The organism is Mucilaginibacter sp. SG538B, assembly GCF_013376065.1.
Lineage (GTDB): Bacteria > Bacteroidota > Bacteroidia > Sphingobacteriales > Sphingobacteriaceae > Mucilaginibacter > Mucilaginibacter rubeus.
This window is the reverse complement of record NZ_JABMJI010000003.1, coordinates 1117856-1141028: the sequence shown is the minus strand read 5'-3', so window position 1 is coordinate 1141028 and position 23173 is coordinate 1117856. Positions and strand designations below refer to the sequence as shown.

The following is a 23173-nucleotide window of genomic DNA, read 5'->3' as shown; positions in this document are numbered from 1 at the left end:
TGTGAAAAAAACAGATAGGTGAATGCGCCCACTGTTAATTATTTTATGCTTTTAAATCTGCATAAAACAAAAAACCGGACACTAATCAATTGACTAATGCCCGGCTCAAATGTTACAAATCAACTAAATTATGGTACTACTTTATCAAGAGGCGGGATATTGGTTTCTGAACCTGCGTATCCTTTGCTCTGGTTAATATGACCATTTACATTCAGGTCGATCTCGCTTTGCGGGACAGGCCATAAAACATGGTATGGCGAAATAGTATAGTGATTACCCGAATTGGTTACAACATTAGGGTTTTTATAGAAGTCGTTCTTCTCCATGATCCTGTCGTAAAAGAAGTTGCTTGTTGAAAAATTAGCTACGTTGTAGCTTTTTCCATTATAAGCGGCAATTCCTGTTTGCGCAAAGATGAAAGCGATACGGGTAAGCTCAGTTTTACGTGGCTCCTCCCAATACAGTTCTCTCTGGCGTTCGTCAAGTATAGTGCCGATATTAACTTTGCCTGGATCTGTTAACAACTGTGCATTTGCACGTGCCCTTACTTTGTTGATATCATCCATAGCAAGTGCGGTTTGGCCTTTCCATACGTAGGCTTCGGCACGCAACAGGTAGGTTTCGGCTAAGCGGAAAACATACCAGTCGGTGTTGGTACCACGCGGCGGGCTCCACCATTTATCAAGCGCGATAGGGCCCGAGCCAATAAACACTTTGTAATGCGGCCAGCCAAACCAGGCACGGATGGTATCTTTTGCACCATTCAGGAAGCGTTGCTTAACGTTAGCATCGGTATATTGCTCAAGATGCTTGCCATACCATGCCGGATCGGAGGTTTTAATGGCCGGGCTATTGTAAACCAGATCAGTCATGTTCATCCAGTTTCCGGGAGCGTGCCTTAAGTCGGTATTATCTGTCCAGATGTATTTGGTAGCATAAGGCGTACCGCGTAAACGACCAATACCACGGCCATACCATAAAGTAAGCGGGAATTCTTCGGTTACTTTATCTGAAATGCCCGGTTTCAGCGCTCCGGGGGTAAGTATAGTACCGTTATGCCACATCGGCACGCAGTTCCTCATCACCTGCGATCCGTTTGGCGTAGCGCCGTCAAGTGTTTCGCGGTCAAGCACTACATATAAAGCCTCGGCATTTGTTCCCAAAGCCTTGTTTTCGGGTCGGTGAAGGTCCCAGATGATGTTTTTTGAAACATCGCCCGCAACTATACCAAAACGATTGGTCATGAGGTGATACGGGCCGTTGATGGCAACGTTGGCGGCCGCAATGGCATCATCAAATAAACCAAGTGCCAAATCAACTTTAGCTAAAAGGTGAGCAGCACCGCCTTTGGAGATCTCGCCTTTAGCGTTCGCATCGGTAAGGTTAGCTACGGCGAACTCCAGGTCTGTTTTCATTTGCTTCAGGATAACGATACGCTGCGTACTGAAGTAGCCGGTGTTTACCGCAGTTTCTTCTTTTAGCAGCAATGGCACATCGCCAAACTCATGCACTAAACGATAGTAGCGGTAAGCCCGGTGAAATAAAGCTGTCGCTTTTACCAGGTTTTTATCGGCGTCTGAAGGCCATTTAATGTTATCCAGCCTCGATAAAATAACGTTACAGTCATGGATGCCCTGGTACCATGCGCTCCAGTAGCGACCTATCTTGTTATAGTCGTCACTGTTTAGGTTGGCGGTAGGGGTGATACGCGCGTTCAGATCCTGTGCGGGTGTGGTTTTATCGGTAGTACCCTCAACCGCGGCATCGGTAAATATCGATTCGGTAAGCAACGGGGCCGAGTCGCCAAAGTATTCAAATCTGACGCTTACATTTAATGTAGCCAAAGCTGCTTTAAATGCAGCAGGTGAGGTATAAGTTACGTCGGGTGTAAATTTTGAAGGTGCCTGCGGATACAGATCGGCCCGCTTGGTACAACCCCCGGTTATAAATATGGTTGCCGCTGCTAAAGCCGCAGCCATGATGTTTTTGTTTATCTTGTTCATGTATTAAATCCCTCCTTTAAAAAACTACGTTAAACCCGGCTGATAAATATCTTGGAGTAGGACCGCCGTTTTGCGGATCCCAAAGCGGCCAGCTTGAAAACACAGCTGCATTGCTTGCATTCACAAATAATTTGGCGCTTGATATGCCCAGGCGTTTGATGAGCTGCGGACTGAAAGTGTAGCCGATAGAAGCGGTTTGCAGCCTTACAAACGAAGCTTTACGCCAAACATTAATGGTTGTGCCTGATGAACCTGAGTTTAAGCGGGCGTAATCGTCAATCTCGTTATCAGGTGTCCAGTAAGGCAATACGTATGAGTTCATACGCGCAAAGCCTACGCTGCCCGGGTTGTTTAAAGCCTGGTTGTATTGCCTTAACTGACCAATGCTTGATACCAGCAGGAACGATACATCGAAATGTTTAAGGAAATTGAAATCATTGCGTAAAGACCAGCTAAAGCGTGGATTGGTTGAACCCAGAAATTGCTTATCATCATTGGTGAATTTAAAATCGCCGTTTACATCCTGCAGTTTAAAATCACCGGGTTTAGCGCCGTATTTAGCTGCTTCAGTAGCATCTGCGGTTTTCCAAACACCCAGGATCCTGTAATCCCAAACAGCGTTGATATCGTGACCAATGAACCAGCCGTTGCCGATATCGTCTTTTTCAACATTGGTGGTAACGCCGTTGGCATCAGTAACCGGGAATGCACCGTACAGGTGAATAATTTTGTTGCGGTTTAAGAAAAACGTTCCGCTGGCATTCCAGTTAAAGTTTTCGCTTTTAATGATCTTGCCATCCAATGAAATTTCAAACCCCTTGTTGTTAACCTGGCCGATGTTGGTGTATGGGTTGGAGTTGTTAGCCCCACCAACTAAATCGCCCGATGAGTTGTAGCCCTGAACATCAAGAATACTTCGTTTAACCAGAAGGTCGGTAGTTTTACGGTCATAAACATCTATCGAGCCGCTTAACCTGTTGTGTAATATGGTGAAATCCAGACCGATGTTAGGCCCTACGGTACGTTCCCATTTTAAAGCCGCATTTTGTAAAGTACTTACATAAATACCGCTGTTATTGGTAACTGTACCAGAGTTGTTTGCTGTTGGGTATTTGATACCGCCCAATACAGCTAATGAGATAGATGGATCGGCAGTGGTTGTAGAGGTACGGTTACCATTTGCACCGTAGCTGAAACGTAATTTACCATAGTCAAGCCATTTAAAAGCGTCACCTTTCATGAAGCTTTCATCACTGAATACCCAGGCAATTGCTCCAGAAGGGTATACCTCGCGTGGATGCTGCAAGCCAAATGCAGAGAAACCGTCGCGGCGTACAGTGGCGGTAACAATGTACCTGCCCAACAAGGTGTAGTTGATCCTGCCCATGATGGCATCGGCATTATAAATTCGGTCATCGCTGCTTTCAACAGGTAAATTACCGGCGCCTATGTTGTGGTAACCCAAAATATCGGTTGGGGTTAACTGTGTGTTTGAAGCATTGGTATACCAGGTTTGGTATTTTTCTTTGTTAAGCAGGAAGGTTGCATCAAAGCTATGTATGCCAAATGTTTTGTTCCAGCTTAAAATATTATCGAGGTTGTACCTGTAGCGGTTTTCCTGTGTACGGATGGCAGTACCACCCGAAAGTTCATTAGGGTTAGCTACCGGGCGGAAAAAGAAGTTTCGGTACGATTCGATGGTTGGTGCATAATTCACCGTATACTTAATACCGAAAGGAAGATCCAAACGGGCAAAAAGTACCGAGAACAGCGTGTTTTGAACCGCTACGTTTTGATTATAGCGGTTCCCGAGAAATGGGTTACGCTGGTTTAAACCGCTGTCATCGGTATCGATACGGCGTAATGAGCCATCGGCATTGTACACATCTCCATAAGGAGATGAGTTAATGATCTGCGTCCAGTCGGCTTCGGTACCATCAATGCCCTGACCGCTTAGCGAGGTACTGGCAGCGCCTTCATCACGGCTTGCAAACTGTGCATTTACGCCCAGGGTTAAAAACTTAGCTGCCTTACCTTCCAGGTTTACGCGGAAACGGCCGTCGGTATACTGTCCGCCCTGGATCAGGTTCTGGTTTTTAGTGTAGTTGCCCGATACATAATATTTAACGGTTTCTGAACTTCCCGAAAAGCTGCCTGTATAATCCTGACGGAAGCCATTGCGGAAAATCAGTTTTGACCAGTCGGTCATTTTACCAGCCTGGTAGTTGGCAATCTCGTTAGGGAATAAGCCCAAACGCTGCAGCCAGATGGTGGTAGGATCGCCTGTAGCACCGTTTAGGAACTGGTCAAGCGTTACACCCTCAGGCAGTTTGTTGGGGTTGCTGTAATAATAATAAGGATTTGAAGTATTAGAACTACGGGCTCCGTCGGCACGCCAGTTAAGGAAGCCATCGCCTGTATAGTATTTTTGATTTTGCAATAGTTGAGCAATACCGAAATTGGCATTCAGAGTGATTTGAGTACCACCCTTTTTACCTTTTTTGGTAGTAATGGCTACAACACCACCGGCAGATTGTGCACCGTATACGGCAAGTGCGCTTGGATCTCGTAACACATCGACACGGTCGATATCGTTAGGGTTGATATCAGCCAGCTGACCCGGATAAATAACCCCATCCAATACGATAACAGGTTGTACGTTGCCCGAAAGGGAGGCTTTACCCCTGATCTGCAAATCGCCGGTACCGCCGCCTTTGGCCGAGGTATTCAAGGCAACCGATATACCCGGGATATTGCCCCTGATAATATCCGTAGCACTGGCCGGGTGTTCATTTTCTAATTTCTCGGCCTTAACACTGCTGATGGCACCGGTAACATCTTTAACGGCACGTGTGCCGTAACCTATTACTACAACTTCTTCCAGCTGTTTGTTGGCATCGGCCAGTGTTACATCAATTGTTGTGCGTCCATTAACCGGCTGCTCTTGTGTGGCCGAACCCACAAAGCTGAAAACAAGTGTAGCGTTGCCGTTGGCTGTGATAGAATAGCTGCCTTTTAAATCCGTAACGGTTACCGCACCTGTTGACTTGTTTTTTACAGTGGCGCCAGGTATTGGCAGACCCTGGTTGTCTTTAACAATACCTTTTACGGTAATGTCCTGTGCGAACGTGCGTGTTAGTATTGTAATAAGTAAAACAAAAATTAGCGTAATTTTTTTCTTCATAATTAATTGCTGTTTAATTGGTTAAGCAGCCCGTGGCTGCCGGAATGGGCTATAGGCAAACCTGGTTTACACAATAGCGGTGCAGGTAAATACTGCCGCGCGATCTTACTTCATATAATCGATTTGTTGGTTAAGCGTATTACTAACTGGTAATTGGTGGGGTAAATTTAACGTGGAATAAATCAATAATGCAATAGGTTTATTGTATGTAAGTTATTGATTTTAAGATGTTTAAATATATTTTGATACGTTTTGATAACGAAAAACTCAAACGTTGAAGTTGCGTATTTACAGCAGGTTACACCTCGTTGTTTTTTTCGGGTGATACGCTTGGTGAACAAGAAAAAAAAGTGAAAATATTTTAAAAAATGACAATTGAGGGGATTGGAGAGTGGTTAAAACCTGCCCTATTGCAACAGAAATAAGGTTTGGGGGATGGAAACAGGAGGGGCGCGTCCTGTTAGAGGAGAAAATCGCTATTGAAAAGCCAATACGTTCCTTACCAATGAATTAATCAAAGGAATTATTGATAATACAAAGGGGCTGTTCCCTCAGGGGCTCTCGCAGATTTAAGTTAACCCACAAAATCAATAGTCAAATTGGGTAAAGTGCGTGAGTTGAGCCCCTCTGGGGCTCGGGTAGGGGATAGGACGTTTTTTTCTACAAACCTTTTCCCCCTCTGGGGGACTTTTATAATTTAACAAACAGGTATTAATTGCCAAGGACAAGTGCACCAGAGGTGCAAAAGGTTTGTAGCATGTGAGATTATTGAAATACCCCTTGCCCCAGAGGGGCAAAACAATACACCTTGCTGATTAAACGACAAATCAATTTTATGGAATAGCTTGGATCCGCGAGGGTTTCGGAGGCATCGACTTACTTAGACTATATACAAACAGCGAAAAATGTCAACGAATAACACTCCCCAAATCCTACAAAGAAGAAATGCTACTTCTCACATCACCAGCACCGTCCATCCCTGCTGATCATTCTTTTTCCTTGATTTTTTCTTTTCCTGCAATACTTTCTTTATACGGATGGCGTAAGTCCAGCAGGTGCTTTGGCGGATATCGAGCTTTTCGGAAAGCTGGTGCGATGATATCGTGCCGTTAGTACTGTAAATAAGATAGGTTAGATAAAAAGCCTTATTGATAGGAATGCGGCTGTTTTGAAATATGGTATTATGCAATGCCGATTCTTCATAACTGCATTTAGTACACCGGCGGCTGTGCGGCAACCTTCCTGCACAATATGTTGTATTTGAGCAGCGGGTACAGATAAAGCCATCTTTCCATTTTAAAGCCGACAGGAATTTAAAACAGGTTTCCTGGTCGGGATACTTTGCGCTGAATTCTTCATAGCCCAACTCTGTGGATAACGCTCGTGATTCGGTAACCTTTTCAATGTTTGTTTTGAGCTGGACATTATCTTTTTCAAGTAAAATATTCATTCTTAATATTTCACCGGCCTGCTTTTCCAGCTGCTCGTTGGCCCGTAACAATTCTTTGTTTTGGTTTTCGATGATCTGACTTTGTTGCCTCACCTCGTTTGATTTTTCAACCAGTTCGTGTGTGCGGATTTCAACCTGGCGCTCCAATTCCTCATTTATTGAATCCTTCAACTGGCTGTTCAATTGCATTTGCCGTATGGTTTCTTCATGGGCTGCATCCTTCTCTTTCCGCAGGATCCTTACCTGGTCGCCAATGGCAAATGATAACAGTATCATCTCAATAATAAAACAAAAACTAAGGCTATAGTAACTTATAGGTGCAGGTAAAAAGTAAGCGTAACCAAGGGCGGTAAACGCTTTAACTATAAAGCCCACAAACAAAATTGAGTAGGCCAGCACAAAAAAGCGGGCCGGCTTGTAGCCGTTTTTATAGATATAAACACCGGTAGCAAAAGCCAGCGATAGCGGGATTACTTCAACAAACTTATATACAAACAGCGAATTGTTGAAGATAAGGCAATACAGAAAATAGGTGGTGCGCAGCAATATCACACAATTGATTAGCCTGTTAAACTGCGGAGCTTTTATTTTAACCTGCAATAGCTCCTTGCTGAATATCAGGGCGCAAATACTGGTAAAATATAGGGCAGTGCCGTTCCCGTAATTATTTAAAGCTGGCGCTCCCGGCCATAAATATTGGAACGCGATGCCATCGGCACTCATTTCGTAAAGGCCTACGCTTAAAATGTAAAATACGTAGTACAGGTATTGTTTCTTTTTAACCGCAAGGAACATAAGCAGGTTATGGAAACAAAAAATAAGGATCATGCCATAAAACAAGCCATAGGTTAAGTATTCATTAAGCGCATAATGAATAAAGTAATTAATAGTACGATAAACTATGATAACGTTCACCGCATTGTGCGATTTGATCCTGAAATAATAGGTATGATAACCAGGGTTGGTATCCCCGATCAGAAACTCAAAGTTTTTATGATGGAAAAGCCTGCTATTGAAATTAAGGTTAGCGCCCGATTCACTTTTGATATAGTTACCCGCCGCATCAGGCATATAAGCCGTTACCTCATCGGTTGTTTGATCAAACAACTCAATAATGCTGTTGTTGTTTACCGGTTCGCTAAAGTACATCCGCACGCGAAACCAGTAAGCAGAGTTTTTATGGTGATTGCTGGGGTAGTATGAGCTGTTTTCGGTAAAAGAGGAGCTCATTTCCTGTATATCCCGGAAAGTTAGTTTCCCGGTGCTATCCTGTAGGTATTTTACCTCGTTAAGGGTAAACTTATGTTGCTGAATACCTTTATCAACCCGGAGTATATTTTGAGCACGGGAAGTAAGTGCCCACAGGCATACATAAAAAATAAATAAGTACTTAGTCAATGCAGGTAAATGTTTAATCAAATGTTTTCAATAAGTAGTGTTGCCTGCAATAATTTAAAATGCATAATTACTGCATTCTCCCATTTTTTGGGATGACGGTCATACACAATAATGTTTATTAAGAACAGGTTTACAATCTCCCAAATATAATTAATTGTTAATTATTTGTCGTTGCTGGTTGCTCTATTTTCTTTATATTTTCTGATACACTTTTGATGTATTGTAATTCATGATGTACCAAAACAGGATAAAATTTGCGAATGAAAGCCTGCTACATTTTGATACCTTTGAAAACAACCAGTTATTGATTATACGGCGAATGTTTCAGCGATTAAAGGCCTTTTTGCTCATTTTTTTTATATGCTATTCTTTAGCAGCCATAGCAAAAGGCCCTGGTTTCCCAGTTAGGTATTTAGGTATTGAAGATGGTCTTTCAAACAATGCGGTAACCTGTATTACACAGGATAAATATGGCTTTATGTGGATGGGAACTTATGACGGGCTCAACAGGTATGACGGTTACACATTTAAAGTCTTCCGGAACATCTGGGGAGATAAAAACTCGCTCGTCAATAATCACATTAAATCCATTAACGCCAGCGGCGGACGGATATATGTAGGAACCGAAAAAGGACTCATGTATTTTGATTATGCCGACTCGCGCTTTCATGCGCTTTATTGTTATAATGAAAAGCATGAGCCAATTAAAATTGGGTTTAATATCAATGAGATAGTCTCCGATCGGTCGGGTAATATTTTCGCTACCAATGGTACATACGGCTTCCTAAAATTTGGGAAAACAGATACCATTGGCAAAGAGATCCTGTATGATGTCAAAAAACAACAGTTTAATACCATTGCTGCCCAGATGGATACGCAGGGCACTATCTGGATTCTGGTAAACGGGGTTGGGCTTGGCAGATACGATGCACCGGCTGAAAAGATAAAAATTGTATCACCAGAACTGGCATATGCAGGTTGTATGACCATTGATGGAAAAGGTAAAATTATTGCAGGCGCAGGTAATGAATTATGGATGTATGATCCTGTCACCTTGAAAACTACGAGGCTGGAGAACGGGCTTAACAAAGTGACCAACAACAATATTTTTAGCCTCACCACAACAAGAAACGGCGATATCTGGATTGCAACCAATGGGGGAGGGATTAAAGTTTGGAACCCGGAGACCAATACGCTCATCTATATCAATGCAGGCGAAACACCTAATAGCTTACGGAGCGATGCTGTTGATGCTGTTTATGAGGATGATGAATCCCGGATCTGGATAGCAACCTTACGGGGTGGCGTGAACATTATTGACCGCAAACCGGCCTCTTTTCATGTGTTCGCGCATGATGCTTTTAATAAAAATAGTGTTATCAATAATTTTATCCTGTCGTTTTGCGAAGATAAGCAGCATAATGTATGGATTGGCACTGACGGCGGCGGGTTAAATTACTGGAACACTAAAACAAATACGTTTACTGCCTATGTACACCAAAATATTCCGGGATCTATCAGCAGTAATTTTGTTGTAAGTATTTTAAACGACTATACCAATAAGATTTGGGTGGCAACCTTTAATGGTGGCATTGATGCGTTTGATAATGCAACCGGCCGGTTTAAACATTATAGCTGTTATAACCCGGTGGATAAAAAAGAAGAACGGAATTTTTGGAAGCTTTATGAAGATTCGCAGCACCGTTTGTGGGCAGGCAGTACCTGGGGAGGGGCATTGTTTTTGTACAACCGGGCCAAAGATCAGTTTGAACTTTTTGATAACAGCCTGGTAAACCTCCACGCGCTTTTTGAAGATCATAGAGGTAATTTGTGGGCGGGAAATTATAGTCGCCTCATCAAAATTGATGTTCAGCATAAAAAACACCAGGTTTATTTTATCGGCCAGGCCATCAGGGCTATTACCGAAGATAATAAACGCAATTTATGGATTGGTACCGAAGGCGGAGGGCTGCTTCAATATAATACCAACACCCATCAGTATAAAAGATACACCGAATCGGCAGGGTTACCGAGCAATACTGTACTGAATATATTGGTTGATAACAGCGGCAATTTATGGTGCAGTACTTATAATGGCCTTTCCTGTTTTAATGTAATCACAAAAAAGATCACCAATTACAATGCATCTGATGGTTTGCAAAGCAACCAGTTTAATTACAACGCGGCCTTAAAGCTGGCATCGGGCAAAATGTTGTTCGGCGGCATCAAAGGGTTTAATTTGTTTTCGCCCGATAGTATCGCTCCTTATGCACACCAGCCCCAGCTCATGCTTTCTGATTTTAAAATAAACAACGTTTCAATTGAGCTCGATAGTGTATATGGCCCAAAACTGCCGTTAAATGAATTAAAAAATATAACCATCCCGTTTAGCCAGGCAACGCTGAACATCAGTTATACAGCGCTTGAATATTCATTTCCCGAAAAGATATCCTATGCATATTACCTTGAAGGCTGGGACCATGGCTGGAACTATGTAGGCAAGCTAAAGTCGGCCTACTTTTCGCGTCTCAATGAAGGCTCCTATACACTGAAAATCAGGGCTACCAATACGGAAGGACAGTGGACAGCGCCACCCATTACCATTAAAATTATTGTTTTGCCACCTTGGTATCGTACCTGGTGGGCCTATATAGTTTACCTGTCATTAATAGTTGCTATAGGCTACGCGTTTTACAGGTACAGATTAAACCAGGCCAGGCTCAGGTTTAAGGTAAAGCTGGCCAACCTGCAGGTGGAGAAAGAAAAGGAGCTCAACGAAAAGAAACTGACTTTCTTTACCAATGTATCGCATGAGTTCAGAACGCCGTTAACGCTTATTATTAACCCTATAAAGGACCTTCTTAATCAAAGTAAAGGAAATGCAGAAGAGCTGAGCACAATTTACCGCAATGCGCGCCGACTGCTTGGTTTGGTTGATCATTTACTGCTTTTCAGGAAAACCGAAAGCGAAAATGCTTCGCTGAAAGTAAGCAGGTTAAATTTTGTGACTTTATGTAACGAGGTTTATTCGTGCTTTATTCAGCAAGCCAAAATTAAACATCTTCGTTATACCCTCGAGGGCGGCTCAGATGCCATTGAGGTGTACTGCGACCTGGAAAAGATAGAAATAGCTTTGTTTAACCTCATCTCAAACGCTATAAAATTTACTCCCGACCGTGGTACTATCCATGTTGTAATTGAACAGGACGATACTTATGTATATTTTAAAGTAATCGATAATGGCATAGGCATAAATACCGAGGCCGGCGATAGGCTGTTTGATAAATTTTACCAGGCAAAGGATAAAAACTACTTCCGCAAAGGTTTTGGCATAGGTTTATACCTGGTTAAGGTTTTTATAGAAAGTCATAAAGGTAATATTAGCTACTCAAACAACCCCGAGGGGGGCACTACATTTGTGCTTGCGTTGCCAAAGGGTAAAGCTCATTTTTCGGGAGAGGTTATTGTCGATGATGTTGTGCCGGATTACACGTATGTAAATGAGCTTATTAGCGAAGATAACAAAGATATTGTGCCGGAAGACGAGGATTTGGCGAGATTGGAGCTCTTCAGTTCGGCCAGGCATACGCTTACGGTGATTGATGATAACGACCAGATCCGTTCATACATCAAAAAGATTTTTACGCCGGGCTATAACGTAATCGAGGCGCAGGACGGTACCACAGGCCTTGAACTTATTAAAAAGCATATCCCCGATGTAATTATAAGCGATATCGTGATGGATGGTATCAGCGGGCTTGAACTGTGCCGGATTGTTAAAGAAGACCAGGCCATAAGCCATATCCCTGTTATCCTTTTAACCGGCGATACAACGCCGGATATAATGCTTAAGAGTATAGAGGAAGGGGCCATTGATTTTTTGCGCAAGCCTTTTGATAAAGAATTACTCATAGCGCGCGTAAAAAGTGTGCTACGCAATAAAACCGAGCTTCAGAATTACTTTTATAAGGAGGTTACCAAGAAAAGCACCGGTCGCAGTATCTCACAGGAAAATAAGGACTTTCTGAATAATTGTATTTCGGTAATTGAGCATTATTTTACCGACGATAAGTTTGATGTATATGTGCTGGCCAAAGAGATTGGTATCAGCTATGCAACCTTATTTAAACGTCTTAAAAACATCACGGGGCAATCGGTCAATAACTTTATCCGGTTTGTGCGCCTGCGCAAAGCTGCCGAATTACTCATTCAAACCAATTGTAATGTTAATGAAGCTGCATTCCAGGTTGGCTTTAGCGATGTGAAATACTTTCGCGAACAATTCTTCAAACAATACGGGATCAATCCGTCTGATTTTATCAAAAAACACCGCGCAAATTTTCAAATTTCGTATCGTATGAACGAGTTTGAAAAAAACTCTTCCAAATAAGACCCTGCCTTACCGGGATAGTACGTTGTCGCCGGAAAAGCTTTCCGGAAAAATAAAAGTGAATTTGACACTTATTTTATTGCTTATTCTACAAAAACTATCAAAAAGAGGGTTTTTTATATATTTTGACCCCGGTAATTTATAGTTTTACCCCTCTCTCGCAAAGCCAAATTCCGCTTATTTCGTTTTAACCGACAGGCAATAATCAGTACCAATATTTTATTGCCGGCAATTCATAAACTAAAAATTAATGCAATGAAAATTTCAAAAATGCGCAACCGGGCAGCTAATGCCGTGGTGTTAAATCGGCCCGGATAGGCTCAGTTACCACACAAAATTCCAAATTAAATGAACCCTTATAAACCAAATTAAATTATGAAATATAGATTTACTCTCTTAAAAAGTTTTTCCGTATTGCTTTTAATGATGATGCTCACAGGCATTGCTCAACTGGCAAGCGCGCAAACAAAAATTAATGTAAAAGGTGTTGTAAAAGATGCTACCGGCAATGTGTTGCCCGGTGCAACTGTAAACATCCAGGGCACAACCCAATCAACCACAACCGATGTTAATGGCGCTTTTAAAATAGAGGTTGCCGAAGGCTCAACACTGAAAATCTCTTTTGTGAGCATGGTAGCCAAATTCGTTGCGGTTACAAAAAATACCACCACATTAAATATCGTACTTGAAGATAGTAACAAGCAGCTTAATGAGGTTGTAGTGGTTGGTTACGGTACGCAAAAACGATCGGATGTTACCGGCTCGGTTACAACGGTACCCAAGTCCCGCTTATCACAATTGCCGGTAACTAACGTATTGCAGGCCGTAGAAGGTGCCGTTGCCGGGGTAACTATAACCACCACATCATCAATTCCTGGTCGCCAGCCTTCAGTCACGGTGAGAGGTCAAAATTCCATATCGGCAGCTTCGGGGCCTTTTGTGGTAGTTGATGGTATCCCGCTTACCAAAAGTGGAGGATCACTTAATGATATTAACCCCAACGATATTGCATCAATGGAGATCCTTAAAGATGCTTCCGCCGTTGCTATTTATGGTGCTAACGGCTCGCAGGGCGTTATCCTGATCACTACAAAACGTGGTATTACTGGTAAACCTGTAATTCGCTACAATGGATATGCCGGCTATGAAAATCTGGGGCATATACTTGAACCACGTGATCCGGCCTCATTTACCCAGAAGTTCCTTGATTATGAGTCGCAAAACCACTTAACCCAGCAATTTCCCGAGCCGGTGTATAATAACTCTGAAAGGGCTAACTACGCTGCCGGCCGTACTATTGATTGGGTAAAAGAAACTACCCAGCAAGGCTTTATGCAGGATCATAACCTGAGTGTAACGGGCGGTACCCCTGATGTTAAATACTTTTTATCAGGCGATTACCTGAAACAAAAAGGTGTGATAAAAGGCTATCAGTATAACCGGGCAAGCGTACGTTCAAACTTGGATGTAAATGTAACCAGCTACCTGAGCGTTGGCGCAAATTTGTATTTCGCTAATAATAACTATGATGGCGGCAGGGCAAACTTATTGAACGCTACAGCCATGAGTCCCTATGGTAACATATATAATGCTGATGGCACTTATGCCATTTACCCAATGGCCCCCGAACAGCTATATGTTAATCCTCTGCTTGGTTTAACTACCGACCAGATAAACCGAAGCGTGAATATAAGCGGCAACGGCTATGCTGAAGTGAAATTTGGAGGTGTACTCAAAGGTTTAAAATACCGCTTAAATGCCGGGTATACTTACCTGCCTACCCGCGTAGACGGCTATAGCGGCCGTTTGGCTAATACACCTTTAGGTTCGGCAACCGCGGTAAGTTCCGAAACAAATAGCTACACACTTGATAACCTGTTGCTTTATACCCGCGATTTTGGTAAGCACCGGATCGATTTTACAGGCTTATACAGCGCGCAGCAGCGTAAATATTTCATTTCGGGAATAGCCGGCACTGGTTATATAAACGACGAACTGTCATTTAACCAGATTGGTATTGGCGCAACAGTATCAGGCGCAAGTGTAAATGGCTTTTCAGGAAGTTATTCAGATAGGTATGCGCTTAATTCGCAAATGGCCAGGTTGAATTATTCATATGACAGCAGGTACCTGGTAACCCTGACCGTAAGGCGTGACGGTTCATCAGTATTTGGTGCCAATACTTCCAAATATGGCTGGTTCCCGGTTGCAGCCCTTGGTTGGAATGTAAGTAACGAAGATTTTCTCAAAAACTCCAAACTGATCAATAACTTAAAACTTAGGGCATCATACGGTAAAACCGGTAACGAGGCGGTAAGTGTTTACAGAACCATTACATCGGATGGTACGGTAAGGTTTCCTTTTAATGGGGTAAGTACCGTAGGTATACAGGCAAACAATCTTGGTAATGGAAACCTGCACTGGGAAAGCACTAACCAGGCTAATATCGCGGCCGACTTTTCTGTGTTGAATAGCAGAATCAGTGGTACCGTGGAATATTATGATTCAAGAACAACCGGGCTATTGTTAAACCGTGCACTACCAACCATTACCGGTTACAACCAGGTTGTCGATAACATAGGAAAGGTAGCAAATAAAGGTATTGAGGTAACATTAAATACCCGCAATATTGATGGCAAAGATTTTAGATGGGAAAGTACTATTGTGTTTGCAGCAAATAAAAATAAAATTGTTGCCCTTTATGGCGATGGCAAAGATGATATTGGCAACAAATGGTTTATTGGCAAACCTATCAATGTAATATATGATTATAAAATGACCGGTGTTTGGCAAACAGGCGAAGATCCCTCCAAGCAGGATCCCGTTGCTAAGCCGGGGGATTTGAAATTTGCCGATATTAACGGCGATGGTAAAATTACTGCCGATGGGGACAGGGTAATATTGGGACAGCAGGACCCTAAATGGACCGGCGGTTTAACCAACACATTTCATTATAAGAATTTTAACCTGAGCATCTTTGTACAAACGGCACAGGGTATGTTAAAAAATAACGCCGATTTAAATTATGCCGATGAATCGGGCAGAAGAAATACACCTGCCGCGGTTGGCTACTGGACACCAACCAATAACAGTAACGAGTTTCAGTCATTAACCTATACGAATACACGTGGTTATGGTTATCCGCGTAATGCCAGCTATACACGTATTAAAGATGTGACTTTTAGTTACGTAGTTCCTCAAAGGTTGCTTGATAAAGCAGGCATAAGCGGTTTAACCTTTTATTTAAGCGGTAGAAACCTGAAAACGTTTACAAACTGGATAGGATGGGACCCTGAGGCCAATTACTCAACCCGCGGATCGGGCGATTGGGTAAATAATTATCCACAAACCCGTACAATCATTTTAGGTGCTAATATTTCTTTAAAATAACTAACCCGTAAAAAGACATGAAAAACTATTCAGCAATATTACTCTTTGCAGGTGTGTTAACAGCATTCGCATCTTGCAAAAAATCATATCTCGACGAAAAACCATACTCGTCATATACTCCCCTTACTGTTACCGATTCATTGGGTATGGAGGCATCGGCAATAGGTTTATACAACCTTGAAACCGGTATCCTAACCTATTCAGGTGCGCAGGGCTGGCCAAGTGTTTGGCAGGTAGGTACAGATGTGGCGAACGCTACAGCCCAGCAGCAGGGGATAGAGGTGCCTTATTATAATTATAGTGCGCTGGCACCACAGGATGACGCCGCCAAATATATCTGGGGCAAATATTATGCGATGATCAATAACGCTAATATTATAATTGACAATGCTGAAAATCCATCAAATACAAAATTAGGATCTATAGGAAAAAAACAAGTGGAAGCAGAGGCCAAGTTTTTCAGGGCGTATGCCTACAATAACCTGGTTACCTTATTTGGTAAAGTGCCGCTTACTGATCACGCTTTAACTGTTCCGAAGATAAACTTTACCCGTGCGTCTCTTGATGATTTAAACGCGCTTATTACCAGTGACCTTAACTATGCAGTTACTAACCTGGCCGACCTTAATGCCGGTACCGCGAAAACAAACGCTCAGGGTAAGCCGGTTGGCAGGGCTAACAAATACATGGCAATGCAGTTGTTAGCCGAAGCTTATCTGCGTATGGGTAAAAACGACCTTGCTGAGCAGCAAGCTCAGGCCATTATCAATAGTGGCAAATTTAGCCTGATCAAAGCCCGTTATGGCGTAAGGGCAGGTGGCGCCGGCGATTACTATTCAGATATGTTTGTATATGGCAATCAACGCCGTGCACAAGGCAACGCCGAAGCTATCTGGGTGCTTGAACAGGAAAATTCATCAGTTGTTGTAGGTGGAAATGTGGATAATGCTCAGCAGCGCCGGGTATGGGGCGCGGCATACTATCAGATTCCGGGAATGTTGCCTTGCGATTCCTTAGGTGGTCGTAGTATCGGGAGATTAAGATTAAGTAACTGGGTGCTTTATGGGCTGTATCCACAAGGCGATCTTCGTAATTCACAATATAGCATTAAAAGACAATACTATTACAATGATCCTAAGTTCCCTGCTTTATTAGGAAAACCTGTACCATTTGCTGGTGCGGATACCTTATTCAGGATTTGCCCGAGTACAACTAAATGGGGCGCGTTTGATCCTAACGATACTTTTGGCTACGCCATGATCAAGGATTTTATCATGATGCGTTTAGGTGAAACTTACCTGCTACTCGCCGAAGCACAGTTTAAACAAGGTAAAACTGCTGATGCAGCGACTTCTATTAACGTGTTAAGGACGCGGGCTAATGCACCACAGGTAACGGCCGCGCAAATGACACTTGATTTTATACTTGATGAACGTGCCAGGGAATTGATCGGCGAGGAAAACCGCCGCCAAACCTTGATGCGTACAGGTACACTGGTTGACCGTGCCACGCGGCTTAATAGTAACGATGCCGTTCACCCAACAACCGGGCTCGCAGCTAAGAATCTGCTGCTACCTATCCCTCTGTCTGAAATTCAATTGAATAAAGATGCGGTGCTGGAGCAAAATCCGGGTTATTAAATTAAAACACAAATAAAAAGTAAGGGCAATATCCATTGCCCTTACTTTTACTTTTTATGAAGCTATACCATTTAAGATCACTTTTTTTTATATGTGTCCTGTTTGGGGGCACTGTTGTTGTATCTGCTCAAACCGGCAAAGTAACTACTACCACTATTGGTTTGGGTTGGGCTAATAACTCAGTCAATACGGTTGTTTTCCGCAAAAACTCATTGGTTACTTTTAAGGGTGAACAATACGCTGCTTATTATAACAACGACCAGGCTTTAGTGTTGGCTAAGAGAAAAAGCGGATCTGGTAACTGGCAGGTTGCTGCAACGCAATATAAAGCCGATGCTGCTGATGCCCATAAGGATATCAGTATCATGGTTGATGGTGCCGGTTATTTGCATGTTGCCTGGGGGCACCATAATCAGACTTTAAACTATGCTAAAAGCATTAAGCCCGGAAGCCTAACTTTGTCGGCCCAACAAAGCATGACAGGGGGTGGCGAAAACAAGGTCAGCTATCCTGAATTTTATCGTTTACAAGATGGCGATCTGTTATTTGTTTACCGCGACGGAGGTTCGGGTAACGGAAACCTGGTCATGAACAGGTATAATATAACTACTCAAAAATGGGTTAACATACAGCAAAATCTTATTGACGGTGAGGGTAAACGCAATGCCTACTGGCAAATGTGCATCGATAAAAAAGGGACAATCCATATTTCATGGGTATGGCGCGAAACGCCAGACGTAGCAAGTAATCATGACATGTGCTACGCCCGATCAAACGACGGAGGTTTAACCTGGGAAAAATCGACTGGCGAAAAATATATGCTCCCGATTAATGCTGCTAATGCTGAGTACGCATGCCGGATTCCGCAGCACAGCGAGCTCATCAATCAAACATCCATGTTTGCCGATGACGGGGGCAACCCTTTTATCGCAACCTATTGGCGCGATAACAGTTCAACTGCACCGCAGTATCATATTGTTTTTAAAACCAGCAGTGGTTGGCACTCGGCCAATCTTGGTTTTAGGAAAACGGCATTCAGCCTTGGAGGCACAGGTACCAAACGGATCCCGATATCTCGCCCGCAGATCATTACCTGGAACAATGGCGGGATGCAATCAGCAGCACTAATTTTCAGGGACGCTGAACGCGGTAATAAAGTTTCGGTGGCGATGAATGCCGACCTGAAAACTTCAAACTGGCAGGTTAGTGATTTAACTACCACGCCTGTAGAGGAATGGGAACCGACTTATGATACCGAGCTATGGAAAGATAAAAAGATTCTTAACCTGTTTGTACAACAGGTAACCCAGGTTGATGGTGAAGGGAAAGCCAGTATACCGCCCACTAACGTACAGGTATTGGAATGGACGCCTTAAAGTTGAAAGTCTGTCGAAAGTCTTTAGACATATTTTAAGAAAAAACGACTTAAGACTTAGAGCTTTCGACTTGAGACTTACAACATGGAACTTGAATCAAAGTATAATAAACAAATAAACATCCCGGATGAAGAAACTCATATTTTACTTTCTATTGATAAGCGCTCCGTTTTGTGCATCCGCCCAAAGCAAAAAGAATATCGCCCAGGTGTCCGACAGGAAATTGTGGTTAAGCTACATGGATAAGGTAGCCCGGCCGGTGATTAGCAACCTTGCTGCCGATCAGCTTAAAGAGAAAATGCGCATGGAATTGTCTGATAGGGTTGATAATAAGGAAAGTCGTGCTAAGGTGGGATACCTGGAAGCTTTTGGTCGTACATTGTGTGGTATAGCACCGTGGTTACAATTAGAAGGTGGTGATCCAGCCGAGGTAAAACTTCGCGAACAATACAGGGCCTGGTCTTTAAAGGCTATTGCAAACGCGGTTAATCCGCAGGCTAAAGACTATATGCAATGGAGCGGTGGCCAGCCATTGGTTGATGCCTCGTTTGTTGCTTTTGCCTTGGTGCGGAGTCCATGGTTATGGGAGCATCTTGATGATGCTACCAAAAAACAAGTGGTTGAAGTAATGAAAACTACCCGGGCAACTGTTCCGGTTTATTCCAACTGGATTTTGTTTTCGGGGATGATAGAGGCATTCTTTTGCAAATATGACCTTGGCTACGATCCGGTAAGGGTTGAATTTGGTATCCGCGAATTTACAGAACATTGGTATGTTGGCGACGGTATGTATTCGGACGGGATGAGCTTTCATCTCGATTATTATAATAGCATCGTGATCCATCCAAACCTGAGTACCATATTGGAAGAGGTAGATGCTAAAAAGAAAACTTATGTGCGTGAGGAACAACGTGAGTTGGCTGTTGGCCAACGTTATGCCGAAGTGCTTGAGCGCCTTATTAATGCTGATGGAAGCTTCCCGGCTATCGGACGGTCGATAGTTTATCGCGGCGGCGCATTTCATCATTTAGCAAATATCGCCTACAAAAAACAACTGCCTGCAAACCTGAAACCGGCACAGGTAAGATGCGCGCTAACAGCTATGATAAAAAAAACGCTTGGCGCACCGCAAACTTTTACTGCCGATGGCTGGCTTAATATGGGTTTATATGGCAAGCAGCCCGGCCTGGCCGATTTTTATATTACAACCGGCAGCCTTTATTTCTGCGCTACTGTTTTTGTACCATTAGGCTTGCCCGAAACCGATCCGTTTTGGACTGATGCGGACGAACCCTGGACCGCAGTTAAAATCTGGAGCGGCCAGGATGCACCTGCCGATCATGCACTTGATATTAGAAAATAATACAACATCTTTATATGAAATACTATCGTTTTTTATTGCCGGCCTTTTTGCTGCTAAGTATCCTCGGTCGTGCGCAAACCAAATTAACCAGTTTTAGTCCGGGCGCAATCTGGCCAGATGATAAAGGGGTGCACATTAATGCCCACGGGGGAGGCATTCTGTATAATAATGGGGTTTATTATTGGTTTGGCGAACACAAAATTGCCGGCGATGCAGGCAACCGGGCAATGGTTGGGGTTCATTGCTATTCGTCAAAAGATTTATACAACTGGAAGGATGAGGGGATCTCGCTGAGTGTTTCGCCCGATACCACAAATGATATAGCAAAAGGCTGCATCCTGGAAAGGCCCAAAGTTGTTTATAACAAAAAGACAAAGAAATATGTAATGTGGTTGCACCTGGAACTATTAGGCAAAGGCTACAGCGCTGCCCGCGCCGGGGTTGCTGTAAGCGATAAGGTGATCGGCCCGTACAAGTTTATTAAAAGCTATCGCCCCAACCCGGGGCAGATGCCGTTTTATCCGGCACTTACACCCGAAGGTGATAAAATAAACTGTATTAATCCGGCTCACGAAACCGATAAGTTTTTTTGCCGCGATTTGCCCGGTGGCCAGATGGCCCGCGACATGACCGTTTTTGTTGATGACGACGGCAAGGCTTACCACGTTTTTTCATCCGAAGAAAACTACACCCTTGACCTGGCCGAACTAACTCCCGATTATACAGGGCATACAGGTAAGTTTATCCGTATCTATATAGGCCACCAAACTGAAGCTCCTGCATTATTTAAACGTAACGGAATTTATTACATGATAGGCTCGGGCTGTACAGGTTGGGCACCCAACGCCGCCCGTTGGTTCAGTGCAAAATCAATCTGGGGGCCATGGACCTACCACGGCAACCCCTGCCAGGGACAGGATAGCAAAATAACTTACGGCGGTCAAAGCACGCATGTATTGCCTATTGCCGGTAAAAAAGATGCCTTCATATTTATAGCCGATAAATGGGCTCCAAAAGACGCTATTGACGGCCGTTACCTCTGGCTGCCCATCAGCTTTAAAGGTGATGATATCGAAATAAACTGGGTAAATAACTGGAACCTTGACGTATTTAAGAAATAACATGCGAAACTTCATAAGCTTATGCTGCCTGCTGTTCGTTACCGGTACGGCGACCGCTCAGGACAGTCTCATTACCAATATTCAAAGCCGTAAAGCACTTGATCTGAACGGCAAATGGCAATACATTGTTGATCCGTACGAAACCGGGTTTTATGATTATCGCTATAAGGAGCTCCACGAAAAAAATGGAGATGCCTATTGGAACAGCGGCATCCCGGCTAATAAAACTGAGAAAAAGGAGCATGGCTACATCGATAAATATAGCATTGATGTACCCGGCGACTGGAACCATCAAAAGCCGGAGTTTAGTTATTACGAAGGAACTATCTGGTATAAAAAATCATTCGATTATGTTAAACCGGCCAATGGCGGCAGGCAGTACCTTTATTTTGGTGCGGTAAATTATAGGGCCGATGTATACCTGAACGGTAAAAAGCTGGGGATGCACAAAGGTGGCTTTACACCTTTTAATTTTGAAGTACCTGCCGGGCTGCTTAAGGAAAAGGATAATCTTTTAGTGGTTAAGGTTGATAATAAACGCTACGCTGATGAGGTGCCCACCCTTAACACCGACTGGTGGAACTACGGTGGTATAACCCGCGATGTAAAACTGGTGGAAGTACCGGCAACTTATATCCGCGATTTTGTGATCCAGCTTAAAAAGCCTGTTAATGGTGCGGCTCCCGCAAAACAACCGGAGGTAAGCGGATGGGTTAAACTGAGCGATACTCCGCTAACCGGTCAAAATATCACCGTACAAATACCCGAGCTTAAGTTTAGTAAGCAGTTTGCTGCCACAGGTGCGCTTACCCAGCTGAGCTTTAAATTACCTAAGGCTCAGCTATGGTCGCCCGAAACGCCTAAGCTGTATAAGGTTATTATAAGCACCGGTGCCGATAAAACAGAAGATAAGATCGGGTTCCGTACCATTGAGGCGCACGGCCCGCAGTTATTGTTAAACGGCAAGCCTGTGTTTTTACGGGGGATCTGTATCCATGGCGAAATACCACAGGATGTACGGAGGGCTTACACCCAGCAGGATGCTGAGCAATTGTTAAATCAGGCGCATGAACTTGGCTGCAATATGGTTAGGCTGGCACATTATCCTCATGATGAAAAGATAACCCGCCTAGCCGATTCGCTGGGTATTATGGTTTGGTCGGAGATCCCGGTTTACTGGACTATTGATTTTGGCAATGCTGCTGTACTTGAAAAGGCAAAAGCGCAGCTTAATGAAATGATTACACGCGACCATAACCGTGCCAGTATCATTATCTGGTCGGTTGGGAACGAAACACCGGTGAGCCCAACACGTACGAATTTTATGCACGATCTGATTATCAGGGCCAAACAACTGGATGATACGCGCCTGGTTTCGGCGGCGCTTGAGGTAAATTATGGTTCAGGTAAAGATTTGAATGTGGTGGATGATCCGCTGGGTGAGTTTGTTGACCTCGTTGCTTTTAACGAATACCTTGGCTGGTATGGCGGCCTGCCTGATAAATGCCGCACTACAAACTGGAGCACGCCATACAATAAACCTTTATTTATCAGCGAAACCGGGGCCGAAGCTAAAACCGGTTTTCATGCCGATTCATTGACCCGCTTCGGCGAAGAATACCAGGAATGGTATTTTAAAGAGCAGGTGGCCATGTTTAAACGGATGCCTGCAAATTTCGTGGGCTTGTCACCATGGGTAATGGCCGATTTCCGGTCGCCCAAACGGAATAACCCGGTGTACCAGGAAGGCTGGAACCGCAAGGGCTTTTATGATGACAAAGGCAATAAAAAGAAAGCGTTTTATATTCTTCAAAACTATTACAAACAAAAAAGCGCGGAAGCGCTGAACCGATAGTCA

10 protein-coding genes are annotated in these 23173 nt (G+C 43.5%); 7 read left to right on the top strand and 3 right to left on the bottom strand.

Annotated features, from left to right (window positions below; genetic code table 11):
- Nucleotides 1-128: 128 nt before the first annotated feature.
- From FHW88_RS20805 to FHW88_RS20795, 3 genes are all read right to left on the bottom strand, one after another.
- The gene (locus FHW88_RS20805; protein ID WP_176627740.1) at nucleotides 129-2003 is read right to left on the bottom strand and encodes a RagB/SusD family nutrient uptake outer membrane protein; all 1875 of its coding nucleotides are present in this window, start codon (nucleotides 2001-2003) and stop codon (nucleotides 129-131) included.
- Nucleotides 2004-2019: 16 nt separating this feature from the next.
- A complete protein-coding gene (locus FHW88_RS20800; RefSeq protein ID WP_176627739.1) occupies nucleotides 2020-5187 on the bottom strand; it encodes a SusC/RagA family TonB-linked outer membrane protein in 3168 nt (1055 codons plus the stop codon).
- 955 nt (nucleotides 5188-6142) lie between these two features.
- Nucleotides 6143-8035 carry a 7TM diverse intracellular signaling domain-containing protein gene (locus FHW88_RS20795; RefSeq protein WP_229701587.1) on the bottom strand — a complete coding sequence of 631 codons (1893 nt, stop codon included), beginning with the start codon at nucleotides 8033-8035 and terminating at the stop codon, nucleotides 6143-6145.
- 229 nt (nucleotides 8036-8264) lie between these two features.
- Here FHW88_RS20795 and FHW88_RS20790 point away from each other — a divergent pair, with 229 nt between their 5' ends.
- From FHW88_RS20790 to FHW88_RS20760, 7 genes are all read left to right on the top strand, one after another.
- On the top strand, nucleotides 8265-12425 hold the full coding sequence (locus FHW88_RS20790) for a two-component regulator propeller domain-containing protein (protein WP_176627738.1): 4161 nt from the start codon (nucleotides 8265-8267) through the stop codon (nucleotides 12423-12425).
- 375 nt (nucleotides 12426-12800) lie between these two features.
- Nucleotides 12801-15815, top strand: a complete 3015-nt coding sequence (locus tag FHW88_RS20785) for a SusC/RagA family TonB-linked outer membrane protein (RefSeq protein ID WP_176627737.1) — start codon at nucleotides 12801-12803, stop codon at nucleotides 15813-15815.
- Between the two features lie 17 nt (nucleotides 15816-15832).
- Nucleotides 15833-17455 (top strand): RagB/SusD family nutrient uptake outer membrane protein, encoded by a 1623-nt coding sequence (locus FHW88_RS20780; RefSeq protein ID WP_176627736.1) that lies wholly within the window; start codon nucleotides 15833-15835, stop codon nucleotides 17453-17455.
- A gap of 56 nt (nucleotides 17456-17511) precedes the next feature.
- A complete protein-coding gene (locus FHW88_RS20775; RefSeq protein WP_176627735.1) occupies nucleotides 17512-18831 on the top strand; it encodes a BNR repeat-containing protein in 1320 nt (439 codons plus the stop codon).
- Nucleotides 18832-18958: 127 nt separating this feature from the next.
- Nucleotides 18959-20194, top strand: a complete 1236-nt coding sequence (locus FHW88_RS20770; RefSeq protein WP_176627734.1) for a DUF2264 domain-containing protein — start codon at nucleotides 18959-18961, stop codon at nucleotides 20192-20194.
- A 14-nt stretch (nucleotides 20195-20208) separates the two neighbouring features.
- Entirely contained in the window at nucleotides 20209-21315 is a 1107-nt protein-coding gene (locus tag FHW88_RS20765; RefSeq protein WP_176627733.1) for a glycoside hydrolase family 43 protein, read from the top strand.
- A 1-nt stretch (nucleotide 21316) separates the two neighbouring features.
- Nucleotides 21317-23170 carry a glycoside hydrolase family 2 protein gene (locus FHW88_RS20760; protein WP_176627732.1) on the top strand — a complete coding sequence of 618 codons (1854 nt, stop codon included), beginning with the start codon at nucleotides 21317-21319 and terminating at the stop codon, nucleotides 23168-23170.
- The last annotated feature ends 3 nt before the right edge of the window (nucleotides 23171-23173 follow it).

Coding starts and splice junctions, on each gene's coding strand:
- FHW88_RS20785 (WP_176627737.1), top strand. CDS start 12,801: ATGAAATATAGATTTACTCTCTTAAAAAGTTTTTCCGTATTGCTTTTA.
- FHW88_RS20760 (WP_176627732.1), top strand. CDS start 21,317: ATGCGAAACTTCATAAGCTTATGCTGCCTGCTGTTCGTTACCGGTACG.
- FHW88_RS20780 (WP_176627736.1), top strand. CDS start 15,833: ATGAAAAACTATTCAGCAATATTACTCTTTGCAGGTGTGTTAACAGCA.
- FHW88_RS20790 (WP_176627738.1), top strand. CDS start 8,265: ATGATGTACCAAAACAGGATAAAATTTGCGAATGAAAGCCTGCTACAT.
- FHW88_RS20800 (WP_176627739.1), bottom strand. CDS start 5,187: ATGAAGAAAAAAATTACGCTAATTTTTGTTTTACTTATTACAATACTA.
- FHW88_RS20805 (WP_176627740.1), bottom strand. CDS start 2,003: ATGAACAAGATAAACAAAAACATCATGGCTGCGGCTTTAGCAGCGGCA.
- FHW88_RS20775 (WP_176627735.1), top strand. CDS start 17,512: ATGAAGCTATACCATTTAAGATCACTTTTTTTTATATGTGTCCTGTTT.
- FHW88_RS20765 (WP_176627733.1), top strand. CDS start 20,209: ATGAAATACTATCGTTTTTTATTGCCGGCCTTTTTGCTGCTAAGTATC.
- FHW88_RS20770 (WP_176627734.1), top strand. CDS start 18,959: ATGAAGAAACTCATATTTTACTTTCTATTGATAAGCGCTCCGTTTTGT.